11 protein-coding genes, 1 tRNA gene and 1 pseudogene are annotated in these 14,881 nt (G+C 67.4%); 3 read left to right on the top strand and 10 right to left on the bottom strand.

Annotation, left to right across the window (positions count from 1 at the left end):
• The 6 genes from BM287_RS13350 to BM287_RS13325 all read right to left on the bottom strand — a co-directional run bounded on the left by BM287_RS13350 (position 1) and on the right by BM287_RS13325 (position 7,139).
• On the bottom strand, positions 1-1,191 hold the full coding sequence (locus BM287_RS13350; protein ID WP_090040629.1) for a glycoside hydrolase family 88 protein: 1,191 nt from the start codon (positions 1,189-1,191) through the stop codon (positions 1-3).
• 30 nt (positions 1,192-1,221) lie between these two features.
• On the bottom strand, positions 1,222-1,893 hold the full coding sequence (locus tag BM287_RS13345) for a hypothetical protein (RefSeq protein WP_090040631.1): 672 nt from the start codon (positions 1,891-1,893) through the stop codon (positions 1,222-1,224).
• Positions 1,894-1,898: 5 nt separating this feature from the next.
• Entirely contained in the window at positions 1,899-2,816 is a 918-nt protein-coding gene (locus tag BM287_RS13340; protein ID WP_090040633.1) for a carbohydrate ABC transporter permease, read from the bottom strand.
• Positions 2,816-3,748: a carbohydrate ABC transporter permease gene (locus BM287_RS13335; RefSeq protein WP_090040635.1), complete on the bottom strand. Its 933-nt coding sequence runs from the start codon at positions 3,746-3,748 to the stop codon at positions 2,816-2,818. Before BM287_RS13335 ends, BM287_RS13340 begins: the two co-directional genes overlap by 1 nt.
• A 77-nt stretch (positions 3,749-3,825) precedes the next feature.
• A complete protein-coding gene (locus tag BM287_RS13330; protein ID WP_090040637.1) occupies positions 3,826-5,130 on the bottom strand; it encodes an ABC transporter substrate-binding protein in 1,305 nt (434 codons plus the stop codon).
• 50 nt (positions 5,131-5,180) lie between these two features.
• A complete protein-coding gene (locus tag BM287_RS13325; protein ID WP_244528277.1) occupies positions 5,181-7,139 on the bottom strand; it encodes a DUF2264 domain-containing protein in 1,959 nt (652 codons plus the stop codon).
• A gap of 121 nt (positions 7,140-7,260) precedes the next feature.
• Here BM287_RS13325 and BM287_RS13320 point away from each other — a divergent pair, with 121 nt between their 5' ends.
• The 3 genes from BM287_RS13320 to BM287_RS13310 all read left to right on the top strand — a co-directional run bounded on the left by BM287_RS13320 (position 7,261) and on the right by BM287_RS13310 (position 10,583).
• The gene (locus BM287_RS13320; protein WP_244528274.1) at positions 7,261-9,258 is read left to right on the top strand and encodes a heparinase II/III domain-containing protein; all 1,998 of its coding nucleotides are present in this window, start codon (positions 7,261-7,263) and stop codon (positions 9,256-9,258) included.
• A complete protein-coding gene (locus tag BM287_RS13315) occupies positions 9,255-10,385 on the top strand; it encodes a substrate-binding domain-containing protein (RefSeq protein ID WP_090040641.1) in 1,131 nt (376 codons plus the stop codon). The genes BM287_RS13320 and BM287_RS13315 overlap by 4 nt, the downstream gene beginning before the upstream one ends.
• Before the next feature lie 124 nt (positions 10,386-10,509).
• Positions 10,510-10,583 (top strand) — tRNA-Gly (locus BM287_RS13310).
• A 4-nt stretch (positions 10,584-10,587) separates the two neighbouring features.
• On the opposite strand, the gene BM287_RS13305 is transcribed toward BM287_RS13310, so the two are convergent.
• From BM287_RS13305 to BM287_RS13290, 4 genes and pseudogenes are all read right to left on the bottom strand, one after another.
• On the bottom strand, positions 10,588-11,070 hold the full coding sequence (locus BM287_RS13305) for a hypothetical protein (RefSeq protein ID WP_090040643.1): 483 nt from the start codon (positions 11,068-11,070) through the stop codon (positions 10,588-10,590).
• 32 nt (positions 11,071-11,102) lie between these two features.
• Positions 11,103-12,773: a UvrD-helicase domain-containing protein gene (locus BM287_RS13300; protein WP_090040645.1), complete on the bottom strand. Its 1,671-nt coding sequence runs from the start codon at positions 12,771-12,773 to the stop codon at positions 11,103-11,105.
• Entirely contained in the window at positions 12,770-14,389 is a 1,620-nt protein-coding gene (locus BM287_RS13295) for an ATP-dependent nuclease (RefSeq protein WP_090040659.1), read from the bottom strand. The genes BM287_RS13300 and BM287_RS13295 overlap by 4 nt, the downstream gene beginning before the upstream one ends.
• 158 nt (positions 14,390-14,547) lie before the next feature.
• Positions 14,548-14,881: pseudogene (locus BM287_RS13290) on the bottom strand (hypothetical protein); the annotation flags it as partial.

Genomic DNA, 14,881 nt, shown 5'->3' with positions numbered 1-14,881 from the left:
TCACCAGTAGAGCCGCCATCCGGGATCGACCGTGCGCATCAGCGCCTCCAGGTAGAAGTAGTCCCCCCAGAGCGTGCCCTCGTCGACGCCGTGGTCGCCGGGGAGGTTGTAGACGCCGTGCAGGAGGAGAGCGTCCGACACGTCATCGGCCGGCGTGTAGTTCTCGATGAGCGAGGCGAGGATGCGGTCCGCGGCTTCGGTCGCGCGCGCGGCGGCCTCCGGGTCGTCCTCGGCGATGGCGAGCTCGCGGAGGCCCGACACGGCGATGGCTGCGGCCGAGCTGTCGCGCGGGGCGTCGCTGCCGTCCGTGTACACCAGGTCCCAATACGGGACATCGTCGGCCGGGAGGTGCGCGAGGAAGTACGCGGCGCAGCGGCGCGACGCGTCGAGGAACCGCTCGTCGCCCGTGGCGCGGAAGTTGAGGGCGAAGCCGTAGACGCCCCATGCCTGTCCGCGCGCCCAGCACGAGTCGTCGTGCGCACCCTGCTCGGTCGCACCGCGGAGCGGCTCGCCGGTCTCGACATCCCAGTAGAACGTGTGGAAGGTCGAATCGTCCGGCCGCACGATGTGGTCGCGCAGCTGCAGCGTGTGCCGCCGGACCGCGTCGGCGTAGCGCTCGTCGCCCGTCTGCTCGGAGGCCCAGGTCAGCAGCGGCATGTTCATGAGGCTGTCGATGATCGTGCGGCCCGCCTGGCGCGGGTCGGAGAGGTCGCCCCACGCCTGCACGATGCCGGCCGGCTCCAGGAAGCGGGTCATCAGGTGGTCGGCTGCGGCCAGCGCGGCCCGGCGCGCATCCTCGTCCCCCGTCAGGCGCCAGGCGGCGACGCACGAGAGGCTGTACAGGAAGCCGAGGTCGTGGGTGTCCAGGTCCTGGCCTTCGTTCACGCGGCGCTCGAAGTCGCGCGCGTGTCGCAGGGCGGCCTCCCGGAAGGCGTCGTCGCCCGTGGCCTCCCACGCGATCCACTGCATGCCGGGCACGAAACTCGTCGTCCAGCCGTGGTTGCCGCCCTCGGGGATATCGCCCAGCGCCGGGCGCGGCCGATAGACGCCGTCATCCGTCGTGTCGTCGGGGTAGGCGGCGGCGAACTTCTCGATCGTGCGACGCGTCGTCCCGATCGCGGTCTCGAGTGCGGCGCGGGCTTCGGTCCGGATCGCGCCGGTGTATCCCGGAGCGGAGGAGAGGGAGGTCATGCGTGGCGGTCCTTGTCGATTCATCGGCGGTCAGTCGGTCAGCGGCTCGGCGGCCGGAAGCACAGGGCGCAGCGCGTAGCGGCCGTTGGCCCAGATCAGGTAGAGCGCGGCGGCGGCGGTCACCCCGGCCGCGATCGCCGGGAGGTTCGCGAACAGGGCGAGCTGCACGGCTCCGATCAGCAGCGACACGAGGCTGAGGTACCAGCGCCGAACGCCGAGGAGGACGGCCGCGCGGAGCACGTCCCGCAGCCGGGCGATCGGGACCTCCGCGATCGCGACCAGCGAGAGGATCGCCACCGCCAGCGCCAGGACGCTCAGCACGAGGAGCAGCGGGACGACCACCACTCCGACCGCAGAGGACGCGAGCGCCCGCACGTCGCCGAGCAGTACGACGAGGAGCGCAGCCGTGGCCGCACCGATCGCCAGCGCCTTGCGCCAGGTCGCCGCGTAGCCGCGGAGGAACGTCCGCAGCGGTCCGGCGCCGTTCCGCCCCTGCTCGCGGAACACCGTGAACGCCGCACTGCAGCCGGGGGCGGCGAGCGCCGCGGCCACAACGAGATAGGGCCACATCTCCGCCGGGTCGGTTCCGATGACCAGGACGAGCAGCGGCAGGCACGCGAGGACGAGCATCAGGTTGGTGGCAAGGCCGAGGTAGACGACCTCGAAGATGGCCGAGGCGAAGCCGTGGGAGATCCGTCGCATGGCCGTCAGCCCTTCATTCCGCTGGTCGCGATGCCCTCGACGAAGTACTTCTGCCCGAAGAGGAAGACGATCCCGATCGGCACGACGGAGATCACGAGACCGGCGAACATCAGGCCGTAGTTCGCGGCGTACTGGTTGCTCACGAACGTCTGCAGTCCGAGCTGCAGCGTCCACAGGTCCGGGTTCCGCAGGTAGATGAGCGGGCCGAGATAGTCGTTCCAGACCGTGACGAACGTGAGGAGCGTGAGGCTCGCCATCGCCGGCACCGACAGCGGGACCATGATGCGCCACCAGATGCCGTACTCGCTGAGGCCGTCGATGCGGGCCGCCTCCGAGAGCTCCTCGGGGATCGTCTCGTAGTACTGCTTCATCAGGAACACGCCGAAGGCGCCGAACGCCTGGAGCAGGATGATGGCCCACAGCGTGTTCGCGAGGTGCATCTTCGAGAGCATGATGAACTGCGGGATCATGTACGACTGCCACGGCACCGCGATGGTCGCGATGTACGCCAGGAAGAGGGCGTCGCGGCCGCGGAACTTCACGCGGGCGAACCCGTAGGCGGCGAACGAGCCGGTGAAGACCTGGAGGATCGTGACGGCGACCGCGAGCACGAGCGTGTTCCGGATCCAGACGACGATGTTCGAGTGGGTCCAGATGTTGACGTAGTTGCTCCAGTCCCACGTCTGCGGAAGCCACTTCACCGGGACCGAGAAGACGTCGTTGGCGGGCTTCAGGGAGCTCGACACCATCCAGAAGAACGGCACGAGGAGCGCGGCAGCGGCGATGACGAGCACGATGTAGCCGAAGACGCGGGCGACGCGGTGCAGGCGGCTGCGCGGTGCGCGTCCGTCGCGCTCGGGCGGGCGTTCGGCGAGCTCCTGAAGGCTCCGCTGGAGCGTGGCCGGTTCGGTGATCGCGCTCATCAGGCACTCCGTCGCTTGTTGATGAGGAACTGGATGATCGTCACGACGATGCAGATGAGGAACAGGACGATGGATGCTGCCGAGGCGTAGCCGAACTGGTTCTGCACGAACGCGGTCTGGTAGATGAACTGGGAGAGCACAAGGGTCGCGTTGCCCGGGCCGCCGTTGGTCATGACGAGGATCAGGTCGAAGACCTTGAACGAGTTGATCGTGAGCATGACCGTCACGAAGAAGGTCGTCGGCCGCAGGCACGGCATGGTCACGTTCCAGAAGCGCTGCCAGACGCTCGCGCCGTCGACGCGGGCCGCCTCGTGGAGCTCGCGAGGCACCGTCTGCAGGCCCGCGAGGAACAGGACCATGTAGTACCCCATGTCGCGCCACGTGCTGACGATGACCGTGGCGGGCAGAGCCCAGGTCGTGGACTGCAGCCAGGTCGGCGGGTTCGCGATGCCGACGAAGTGGAGGAGCTGGTTGATCGGGCCGTACTGCGGGCTGAACAGCAGGTTCCAGACCACCGCGATGGCGACGATGGAGGTGATGTACGGGAAGAAGGCGGCCGTGCGGAAGAAGGCGACACCGCGCAGCTTGGTGTTCAGCAGAAGGGCGAGTCCCAACGAGACGACGAACGTCAGCGGGATGTGCAGGATCGCGTAGTAGAAGGTGTTGAGCACCGCGGTGTGGAACGTCGTGTCGCCCAGCAGGCGCTGGAAGTTCGCGAGGCCGGTCCAGTTGGCGGTGCCGAAGATGTTCCAGTTCGTGAAGCCGAGGTAGAACAGCGTCACGACGGGGATCAGCGTCAGCAGCGCGAAGCCCAGGAAGTTCGGCAGGATGAAGCTCCAGCCGATGAGGGAGTTGCGCCTCCGCAGCCGCGACCTGCGCCGCGGGAGGGGCGGGGTCGGCGACGTGTCGACGTCGGTGGCGATCGCCGTCATGGCTCGTCCTTACGGTTCGGGGATGTGCGGGGTGGGGGTGGGGCGCGCTGGGGACGCGCCCCACCCGGCGGGTCGGCTCAGCCGGCCTGGTTCTTGAACTGGGCGCCGGCGTCGCTGATGGCCTTGTCGAGCGACGTCGAACCGGTCATGATCGCGCTGTGCATCGCGGTCAGCGCGGTCGACGCGATCGGGGTCTTCGGCGACGGCGGGTTCTGCGGGGCGATCTTCTGACTGCCCCAGGCGAACTTCGACAGCGAGTCGGTCGGGATGCCCTGCTGACCGAAGAACGTCTTCGTCACCGCATCCGTGACGAGCGCCGGGGAGATGCCGATCTGGGCGAGCGACTCCGCCGCCTTCTCGCTCTCGACGTAGGAGAGGAACTCCTTCGCCGCGGTGAGCTTCGCACCGTCGGTCTTGATGTTGATCCCGAAGCCGGTGGGGTCGCCGAAGGTCACCGGCTTCTTGTCCGTGCCGGCGGTCGCCGACGTGCGCTGCGGCACCGGAGCCATGCCCCACTGGAACTTGTCGGCGTCACCGCTCTTCTGCTGGGCGAGGAGCGTCGCGACGTACCACGAGCCCATGAGCTCCATGGCCGCCTGCTGCTTGCCGAACTCGGCCTGGTAGGTCGTCTTGTTGGCCGACGCGGTGGCGAAGGGCAGCTGCAGTCCCTCGTCCTGCATCTTCAGCGCCTGCTCGTAGTACGGCTTCATGTACGCGTAGTCGCCCGAGAGCATGTCCGCCTTCGGCGTCTGCGCCGTCGCGAAGCTCTGCACCTGCGAGTTCCAGGTGTGCAGGTAGGCGGGGAGCGCCGAGCTGCCGGCCGACTTCAGCCCGGTCTTGAGCTTCTCGGCGGCGGCGGTGTAGTCGTCCCACGTCCACGTGCCGTCCGGGTCGGGCACGCCCGCGGCCTTGAAGAGGTCCTTGTTGTAGAACAGGACGTTCCCGTCGAGGCGGTAGGGGATGGCGTACTGCTTGCCGTCGAGCTTGTAGGAGCTCGCACCCTTGATGCCGTCGCTCAGCTTGACGTCGGAGACATCGACCAGCTGGCCGCCCGAGGCGAAGGTCACCATGTCGGTGACCTGCTTGATCGCGACGACGTCGGGGGCCGTGCCCGCGGCGAGGTCGGCGGTCAGGAGCGTCGCGTAGTTGGCGGCGTCGTAGTCCTTGACCTGGACGGTGACATTCGGGTGCTGCTTGTGGAAGCCGTCGGCCAGGACCTGGAACTCCGGCGTGGTCGTCAGGCTCCACCCGGATACCGAGATGGTGACGGGCTTGTCGTCGGTCGTGGCCGAGGGTGCGGTCGATGCACCGCCGCTGCAGGCCGCGAGCGACAGCGTGGCGGCGATGCTGACGGCCGCCGCGGCTGCGAACTTGCGATTCATGTGGATGCTGCTCCTTTGCAATGGTCCCGGTCATGAATGCCGGGTCTGGGCTACCGGTCCGCCGGGGTTGCGGAACGGAAGAGGGTGAGGTCGTGTGCGGTGGTCCGGCCGTCCGGCCACGTCACGGCGACCTGTCCGTCGTCGAAGCCGAGCGCGGCCCGCTCGGGCGACCCGGCCCGGGCGGCGTCGAGGGTGAACAGGACGGCGGTCCATTCGTCGGGCGCCGCCGCATCCCGTTCGATGACCGGAACGGCTGCGGCGGATCCGAGTGGACTCGCGTCGTCCCGCTCGACGACCGCCGCGGTTCCCGACCCTGCAAGGAGCCGGACGGTGCTCACCAGCCGCCCGTCGCCCCGCGCGACCTCGACACGGCCCACGGATGCGTCGGCGGAGGCCGTCACGGCCGTGCCGGAGGCGAGAGGCCATCCGCCGATCCGCAGGACCCTCGCGCTCGGATGGATGCCGTCGAGGTGGACGAGGCGGACTTCCCAGGGACCGCGGACCAGCGACACCGTGAGGATGCGCCCGGCCCCGGTCGTGGCGCCGGTGATCCCGGATCCGTGGCGGGTCTGCACCTCGGCCGGATCGATCCAGTGGGCATCGGCGATGGATGCGCCCACCGCGACGTCGCCGTCGAGTCGCGCGTCGATGAGCTCCATGCCGGCGCGGTGCGAGGCGCGACCCCGGTCGTCCACCAGGGCGACCGACTGCTCGAGCGGCTCGCGCCAGGCGCGGCCGTCGTGCAGCGGCGCGGTCGCCGTGCTGTAGCCGAGGCGCGTATAGATCGGCGAATCGCCGACGGAGGAGCCGGGCGTGGAATGATCGGTGCCGTGGTTCACGACCCGGACGATGCCGTCGGCCTGCGTGCCGGAGACGAGCCATCCTGCGGCCCGGACGACACGGAGATCGTCCCCCGCCTCGACCGGGAGCGGTTGCGTGGGAGCCGTCCACACCGGGTGGTCGGCCGGGAGCGAGATGCCCAGCATCCCCTTCGTCGCCCAGTACGGCGAGGAAGGACCCGAGTAGGACTGCGCGAGCCGGGGCCAGTCGGCGTGCCAGCCCATCGTCAGCAGGTCCTGCCCGTTCGGCGCACCGGCGTCGGCGAAGTGGGCCACGCAGAGGTTCGCCGCGTGACGGAGCAGACCCGCCGGCGTCGACGGCACCTCGGCCAGCACGCCCGCCCAGAACGGAGCGGCGGCAGCGAAGCGGTAGATGAGACTGCGGCCCTGGATGAGCGGCGATCCGTCCGCGCCGACGAGGGCGACGGCATCCAAAAGGTAGCGATCGAGCGCGGCCACATCCTGAGCCGTGCGACCGCCGGACAGCTCGGCCGCGCCGCGCATGCGCGACCACAGGACCGGGTACAGGTGGAGCGCCCAGCCGGTGTAGTGGTCGAAGGAGCGCTCGACGCCGTCCGCGATCCAGCCGTCGGCACGCACGTACGAGTCGTGCCGCCCGAGGTCGTCGGCGATGTCCTGCGCCGACCACGGGCCGCCGACCGAACGGAGGAACGTCTCCACGACGATCCGGAACCACAGCCAGTTGTTGGGCGGGTACGTGCTGTCTCCGACGATCGCGGAGAAGTAGCGGATGACCCGCTCCTGCGTGAGGGCATCGAGCCGGTCCCAGATCCAGGGACGCGTCAGGTCGAGGATCAGAGCGAGGGATGCCGCTTCGACCTTCGCCTGCGCGTGCTCCTCCGGGCGCACCCAGCGGTCCGGGGCCTCCGGGTCCACGCCGGTCGCGATGCCTTTCGCATAGAAGTCGATGAGGTCGTCGAGGCCCTGACCGCGCTCCCCGGCGATACGGAAGCCCGCGAGGAGGAAGGTGCGCGCGAAGCCTTCGAGCCCGTCGACCCCACGGCCGTAGCCGCCCTCGGCGCCGGGAGGGGTGATGTGCCCGTTGCCCGGAGATGCCCATCTCCGGGCGCCGGCGAGGAGGCGATCCGCGTGCGCGGTCCACTGGTCACGCGACCAGTCCGTGCGGCTGGCGACGGGCGCTGAGCTCACGGATTCTCCTTCGAATGGCGGGGCGTGATCACGATCATTGCGATCACTTTGGGAGATTAGCAAACAGAAACGATCATCACAACAACTAATTTCGCGTGATACGATCATTTTCGATCACAGTGTGCGATCCCGCGACGCCGCCGTCACACTCGGAGGGGAGCCCCGGACAACAGTGCCGACCGAATCCACTGCATCCCTTTCCTTTCCCGGTCCCCTCGCCGCTGCTTTCGGGCCGATCGATCTCACCGCTCTGCTGGTGCCCGCCGACCGCGCCCTGCCCGTCCCGCCCGCGACCGATCGCGCGGCGTGGGCGGCGATCGCCGCCGACCGGCCCACCATCGACCGCATCGTGGCGGCAGCGGAGAAGGAGCACGGCACGCCGTGGCCCCAGACGCTGGCCAGCGACGCCGCGCGGTATCACCGCGATGGCGACCGCTCAGCCTGGGAGGACGCGGCCTTCTCCCGGCAGCGCCGACTCAGCCGCGCCGTCGTCGCGGCGGCCGTGACCCTCGACGACGCGCGGATCGACGACGTCGCCGACGGCATCGCCCTCCTCTGCGAGCAGAGCTCGTGGTGCTGGCCCGCGCACGACGACGCGTTCGCCCGGCACGGCTCGGTCGTTCCGGTGGCGGACGACCCCTTCGTCGACCTCGGCGCGGGCGAGGCCGTCGCCCAGCTGGCGTGGGCCGACCAGGTGCTCGGAGACGCCCTCGACGAGCGCTTCCCGGGCCTGCGCGCCCGGATCCGGTTCGAGGCGTCCCGCCGCGTCTTCACGCCGTTCCTCACCCGCCGCGACTGGTGGTGGATCGGTCACGAGCGAACCCCCATCAACTGGAACGCCTGGATCCACGCCAACGTGCTGGCCGCCGCGCTGCGCCTGCTCGACGGGCCCGGCGAGGCCGAACTGCGCGCGCGCACGGTCGCCACCGCGGCGACGGACCTCGACCGCTTCGTCGCCGCGCTCCCGGCGGACGGCGCGATCGACGAGGGCTACGGCTACTGGTGGGAGGGCGCTCTCCGCGCCCTCGAGGCGCTCGACCTCCTCACCTTCGCGACGGACGGGAAGGTGGATGCGTACGCCGCCGGCATCCCGGCGCTCCGGGCGACGGTCGCCTACCCCCACTCGATGCAACTCGGCGACGAGTGGTTCGTCAACGTCGCCGACGGCCGGGCGAAGCCGCCGTCCGGGCTGCTGCCCTGGTCGGCACTCCACCGCGCCGCTCGGCGCCTCGGCGACAGCGACGCGGCAGCGTTCGCGGCCTCCCACCGCCTCCCCGGCACGCCATCGGCCACCGAGGAGCAGGGCCTGGGACGGCTCCTGCGCGCCATCGCCGACGAGCACTGGGTGACGGCGACGCCCGGGGAGCCTCCGCTGCCCCGGGATGTCTGGCTGCCCTCGGTCGAACTCGCCGTCGCCCGCGAGACCGGGGGCACTGCTCGAGGCCTGACGCTCGCCGCCAAGGGCGGCCACAACGGCGAGTCGCACAACCACAACGATGTCGGCTCGTTCATCGTGGCCGTGGACGGGGTGCCCGTGGTGGTGGACGCCGGTCGCCCGACCTACACGGCGCAGACCTTCGGTCCGCACCGCTACGACATCTGGACCATGCAGAGCTCGTGGCACTCGGTCCCGGAGGTGCGCGGCGTTCCGCAGTCCGCCGGATCCGAGTTCGCCGCGGGCCACGTCCGTCCCGAGGACGGCGGGATCGCGCTCGACCTCGCCGGTGCGTATGACGTGCCCGGCCTGCGCTCCTGGCATCGCCGGGTGCGGCTCGACCGCGGGACGGTCGCGCGCGTGCACATCGACGACGCGTGGGATCTCGACCCGTGGACAGCCGGCGGCGCCGAGCCCGAGACGACCGTGCGGATGCTCGTCGCCGGTGAGGTGCGCCTCTCCCACGGTGGTGCGCACATCATCCCTCTCGAGGGCGCCCGGCCCGTCGTCGTGCGCTGGCCGGCGGAGGTCGAGGCCCGCACCACGGAGGTCGAACTCGACGACGCGCTCCTCGCCGACGTCTGGGGTACGCGACTCACGCGCCTCGACCTCGTCGTCACTGACCTCCGCGCGCTGTCTGTCACGGTAGAACTGTTCGTAACGACCCCAGAGGAATCCCGATGAACGACAACGGCACCAGCAACTACTCCCTGCTCGCGCCGGCGCGTCGCTCGCACGTGCTCGCGTCGCTCTCCCGCGACGGGGTCGTGCGCATCTCGCAGCTCATCGACGAGCTCGGGGTCTCGCCCGTCACCCTGCGCCGCGACCTCGCGCAGCTGGAGGAGGAGGGCCTCCTCGTCCGCATCCACGGCGGGGCCGTCCCGCCGGCCGTCGTCCCCGACGAGGGAAACGACGACGCACCCTCCTCGGCCGCGGACCCCGCCGTCTCTCGTACGATCGCGGTGCTCGTCCCTTCACTCAACTACTACTGGCCGGGCGTCACCCGCGGCATGGAGCAGGAGGCGCGCCGCCGCGGAGTGCGGGTGATCGTCCGCGCCGCATCGTACTCGCTGCAGGACGAGCGGCCGGTGCTCGAGCGGTTCGTCAACGCCGAGGGCGTCGACGGTCTGATCGTCGCGCCGAACACCGAGACCCCGCACCGGCAGGACGTCATCCAGTGGCTCGCCGAGTGCGGCGTCCCGAGCGTGCTCGTCGAACGGGAGGCGGTCGTGCTGCCGGGCAACGAGCCGGTGGAGTCCGTGACCTCCGACCACGCGTTGGGCGCCGTCCTCGCGGCACGGCACCTGGCCGGCCTCGGTCACCGCACGGTGGGGCTCGTCATCTCGCGCGACTCGCCCACCTCGCGGAAGATCTCGCGGGGCTGGGACGAGGCGTGCCGCGAGCTCGACCTGACCCCGACGGAGCACTTCGAGTCGTTCCTGCCCGACCGCACCAGCCCGGACTTCTCGGCGGCGGTCGACGCGGCGCTCGATACCGCCGTGGAGCGGGGAACGACGGCACTGCTCGTCCACCCCGACCCGGAGGCGATGGCGTTCGCCGACCTGGCGCTGGCCCGCGGCATCCGCGTGCCCGAGGACCTGTCGATCATCGCGTACGACGACGAGGTCGCCGCCATGTTCTCCCCCGCACTGACCGCCGTGCGGCCGCCGCGCGAGGCCCTCGGCGCGGCAGCGGTCGACCTTCTGCTGCGGCGACTCGAGGACCCGGCGCGGCCCGTTCACCGCGTGACCGTCAGCCCTGCCCTGAACGTGCGGGCTTCCACGGCGCCGCCCCCGGTGCGCGGAGTGTGAGCGGCTGCTCGGGGGGTGCCGGGATTCTGCGGCGACTTCGAGGGTGGGTTTGGCCAAAATCCGTTGACCGGGTACTCTGGGCTGCAGCCCCACTTCCCAGTGTTTTACTGGGATTCCGGGCCGCGCGAGTGTAGTTCAATGGTAGAACTTCAGCTTCCCAAGCTGATAGCGCGGGTTCGATTCCCGTCACTCGCTCCAATTGTCACTTCTCAGGCAAAGTGTCGTTTTGGGAGGGTCGCCGCGATATGGCGCGGTCCCATCTCCCTTTCATACGTTTGTGTGTAATAGACGGACCGTCCGAGTACTGCACATCGTCGAACGCAGCCAGCCAGACGCTTGCCCGGACCTTGCGCTCGTGACGTCGAACTGCGACGAACAACACTGGGAACACCACCAGTGCACTTACGACACCCAAAACAATGGATGTGGCCGCCATCTCCAGCCAAGGCCCCTCCCCCAAACGAATTGGCTTCGCGGGCACGACCAATAGCCCAAAGAACGCAATCGCGAGTCCGGCGATCGTAATCTGGATCGCAGTCGGGTCGTCAGCGATTCGACGGCGTAGCTCGCTTCGGACCAGTAGCTGGGTCTCGCCCGGTTCGGCGTGAAAGGCCAAGACCTTTTCGACGGAGACCTTCACGTCTGCGTGGATGTGTTTTCCGACCTTGTCGGGTAGCTTCGGCACGAATCGAACTTATAGGGCGTCCTGCTCGATGATTATGACGCAGCGGCGTCAAACGTCGTCGTTGCATGCAGATGGGCCTCGATCTCTTCTGGTGAACTGAACTCGGCCACGATCTCCTTCCACCAGCGAGTCTCCGGAACAGAGTACGGGCCGAACCGTCCCGGCGAGGTCCGTGCTCTGGTGACGATCACTCCGTGGCGCGCCCTCGAGAGCATGACTAGCAAGACACGTTGCTCCTCAGCCAGCGCGGCCCCCGCATTGTTTCGCTTACCAGGCAGATGGCCTTCCTCTAGACCCACAACAAACACCCAATCGAACTGCTGGCCCTTACCCGTGTGGGCGTTCAGCAGGTGGACGCCTGGCCCAACGGCCCGTTTCGGATCTGAGACCTTGATCGACCTCACCGCAGCTTGAGCAGTCGTAGCGTCGCTTGCCTCTAGCATGTCGAACGCAGCGTCGACAAGCTCTTGGGTATCGACGTCCGCTGGATCGACAGCCTCCAGAACGGCTATTCGGGCGTCGGCAAGGCTGACGCCGCGCGGGAGCGAGGCGACTCTTGTCTGGATCAGCGCAACAATCCCTGGATCGTCAATAGCCAGGTCCCATCGTCGAACCGAGTAGTTGCTCTCCCGGGCAAAAGCGGCGTCGATGTCTTCTCTTCGCCACGCGGCCCGAGAGATGATCCCGACTGACGTGTCAGGGTTTCCGTGAAGGACTGCCGTTGCTAGTCCCCGGAGGGTATCAGCCTCAGCCTGACGAGTTTGAAACACAAGCGCGGCGGAGCAGCCACCGTGTGCCCATCGCTTAGGTTGCGCAGCAACCAGGCCGGCGCCAGGGTCGACGTGCACACTGACGGAGTTAACAGTTTCCAGGACCCTTGGTGAAGAACGGTACGACTCGTGGAGGCGCAACGGCTCTCCACACGTCCGCCGAATCTCTTTCTCCACTTCGGCGGGTTCAGCCCCAGCCCACGAGAAGATCCCTTGCAATGGGTCTCCGGCGAATGTGCGCCTAGTGGTGCAACTCAACAGCGCAAGATCTAGCTGCTGTGTCGACAAGTCCTGGAACTCGTCGACCAGGACTGCCCCGAAATGTGCCTGATAGAGCCGTGCAACTGCCGGTATGCGGAGCAGACGTTGTGCGTGTCGAAGCAGATCGTCATAGTGGAGCTGGTTTGTTTCCTGCCGTTGCCGTTCAACCATTTCCGCCAGTTCGCGCGCAGGCCCGGAGGCCCGCGTGCCGATTTCGGCTAGAACCTGGGCATCCGAAACGGGCTTCCGTTTGATCTCGCTGAGGATTCGCTCGGCGTCGTACATGGAAGGACCGCCACCCGCAGCTTCGAAAGCCTTCCGCATCGTGCTGGTCTTGGGCAGTTCGATGGCATTCATATCCAAGCCGACGGTTCTGCCGTGAGCCAAAACGACTTGTGTCGCGAAGCCGTGCAGATTGCGCACGACGATCAGCTTGCGAGCTCTTGCATGGCCCAGAACAGAACGCAGACGCTCTTCAAGGTTCGAACGTGCCCGTTTGGTGAACGTCAGGGCGAGGATGCGCTGGTTTTCGTGGATGAAGGCGATCTGATGTGCCGCTCGATGAGCCAGCACCTCCGTCTTGCCGCACCCAGGTGGAGCAATGACGAGTAGGTGGTCCTGCTCTGATGTTGCTGCCGTTGTTTGTTCCTGGCTGAGCGGGACTCTGTTCACTGCTTGCTCAGCCCGTCGAGGACCCGCATGAGGCGCGAGACGCTGCCGATCTTTGCAGCAGTTTCAACGGTCAGAACCTCAGCGATGCAGGTGGCCGAATCGACCTTGCCCTTGTCTCGGCAATACTTCGCCACCGCCGCTGGATTAATCTGATCGACGGTGCCGACTCCGGCCGCTTGGAGGATCGCATCCTCTCGGCAGAAGCCGCTGTCGATGAGGGCCTTCGCTGATGCGGGGCCCCCGAGAGCGATCGTGTATTCATCCTCGAGATCGGCCACTGAGATGAACACCTTCGCGTCGATTACGTCGCGCGGCTTTCCTCCGAATGCGTTCACCCAAGGAGCGCTCTCCCTTTGGTCCACTAGACCCAACAGGGTTGGGCCGAAACCGTCCGGCCCCAGGAGAGGGAATACGTTCTTGAACTTCTCGGCACCATCGAGTTCGACAACTACGGCACCGATGCGGTCCAAGTCAACATCGAGAGCACGAGCCACGCCCTCGACGATGACCCGATCTGCGCTGCCTTCAACAAGGATCACGTATCGCGCAGTCAACGCCTCCAGGAGTCGCGGCGACCACCAGTGCGCGCGAACCTTCTCGACCCTCGACAACCTCGCGTCCCCGATCTGGTGGCAATGTCCGTGGCGATCAACCGCTATGACCTCAGCCGGCTCAAACCGGTGAAGGATGTACGGGGAATGCGTGGCGATGATCTTCTGGTTGCCATCACCGCTCAGGAGGTCCGCCGCGGTGCGCTGGCTCGTCGGATGCAGATGGATCTCGGGCTCATCGATTGCAATGACGTTCGCAGCGCCCTCCGCTAGGTCGAAGAGCGTCATCGACATCAGCTGACGCACGCCGTCGGATTGCTCCATCAGCGTTACCTGTGCGTCGCCGCGATTGAGAAAGATGGACACGTCCTGAAGCACGTCGCTTGATGGGTCTGTAACGCTCCTCACCGCGAAGTCATCCTTCGTCAGTGTGCGCGGCATCGAGCGGCTGAGATGCCCCGCCACTCGCTCAAGGAGATCACTGACCGACTCGTTGCCCGCAAGCTCATCATTGAACTGATTGAGCAGCGATTTCAAACCATCCTCGTTGTTACCGAGATTGGCCGCGGACAGGAGAGCACGAACCGGACTATGCGCGCCGTCCATCATCGAGGCGCCACGAGTCGCTTTCAGATAGCGCCACCCGAACGCCTCAAGCTGTTCACGGCTTGGCGCCCTCTCATGCCCGCCTTCCGGAAACCATCGGCGGATGTTGACCGCCTCGTCATCGTCAGGGTCTTGTTCGACCGCCATCTGAACCCAGAGGTATTCGCTGACCTGATCGTCAGCGATGCTGATCTCCGATGGGAACGGGCGACGGCTTTCATCTGTGAAGCCAGACCACCACGCGCTAACGACGAGTGGCTGTTCGGGATCACGCAAATCGCTCGGAGCTAGCGCCTGGTACAGGCCAGCAGTGCTCGTACCCAGCATGAGGTTCAACAAGCGCAATATCGACGATTTACCGACATCATTGGCGCCAACTATGACGGCGTGACGGCGCACATCCATCTCCAGGTCCTGGATTCGGCTGTGGTTGGTGATCGCCATCTTGGTCAGATGCATATTTGCCGTGCCCCTCATGCTACGGAGCGCGCTATCTGCTCCAATTGACCTTCCAATACTTGCGAAATGAGGCTTGGAATGGTCTACCCCAGTTCGGGTAACTCGACGCCCTTCTCTCGCGCTGGTCAAGTCCCGGGACGTGGATGCTCCTATTGCTGTCAAGCGGCCTGCGGTGTTTCGAGTTGAGCGAGCGCGAGGTTCGCGCGTTGTTCGAGTTCGGGGTCGGCGCGGGTGCCGATCTCGAGTCGTCGTAGCCGCTGGTAGGGGACGCCGAGCGTTGCGGCGAGGACACTGATCGGTGTGCCGATCGCCTGTCGGCGTGCCCGGAGTTCGCGTCCGACCGGGTTGTCGGTGGCGGGGTTGAGCAGGGCGGCATAAACCTCGTTCGCGACGTGTCGTTTCAGGCAACGCATGATGTCGCGGTCGGTGAGTTGCTCCGCGCGGCGCCGTTCGAAGTAGGCCATTGTGCGGGGCTCACGGTGCCGCATGCGC

Origin of the sequence: Leifsonia sp. CL147, from assembly GCF_900114565.1 — a bacterium.
In the GTDB taxonomy this organism is placed as follows: Bacteria; Actinomycetota; Actinomycetes; order Actinomycetales; family Microbacteriaceae; genus Leifsonia.
The sequence above is the reverse complement of the archived record's forward strand: the minus strand, read 5'-3'. Positions and strand labels throughout refer to the sequence as shown.

What these genes read in the sequence shown, in the direction of transcription:
- BM287_RS13350 (WP_090040629.1), bottom strand. Translation starts at nt 1,191, where the DNA reads ATGACCTCCCTCTCCTCCGCTCCGGGATACACCGGCGCGATCCGGACC.
- BM287_RS13345 (WP_090040631.1), bottom strand. Translation starts at nt 1,893, where the DNA reads ATGCGACGGATCTCCCACGGCTTCGCCTCGGCCATCTTCGAGGTCGTC.
- BM287_RS13340 (WP_090040633.1), bottom strand. Translation starts at nt 2,816, where the DNA reads ATGAGCGCGATCACCGAACCGGCCACGCTCCAGCGGAGCCTTCAGGAG.
- BM287_RS13335 (WP_090040635.1), bottom strand. Translation starts at nt 3,748, where the DNA reads ATGACGGCGATCGCCACCGACGTCGACACGTCGCCGACCCCGCCCCTC.
- BM287_RS13330 (WP_090040637.1), bottom strand. Translation starts at nt 5,130, where the DNA reads ATGAATCGCAAGTTCGCAGCCGCGGCGGCCGTCAGCATCGCCGCCACG.
- BM287_RS13315 (WP_090040641.1), top strand. Translation starts at nt 9,255, where the DNA reads ATGAACGACAACGGCACCAGCAACTACTCCCTGCTCGCGCCGGCGCGT.
- BM287_RS13295 (WP_090040659.1), bottom strand. Translation starts at nt 14,389, where the DNA reads ATGCATCTGACCAAGATGGCGATCACCAACCACAGCCGAATCCAGGAC.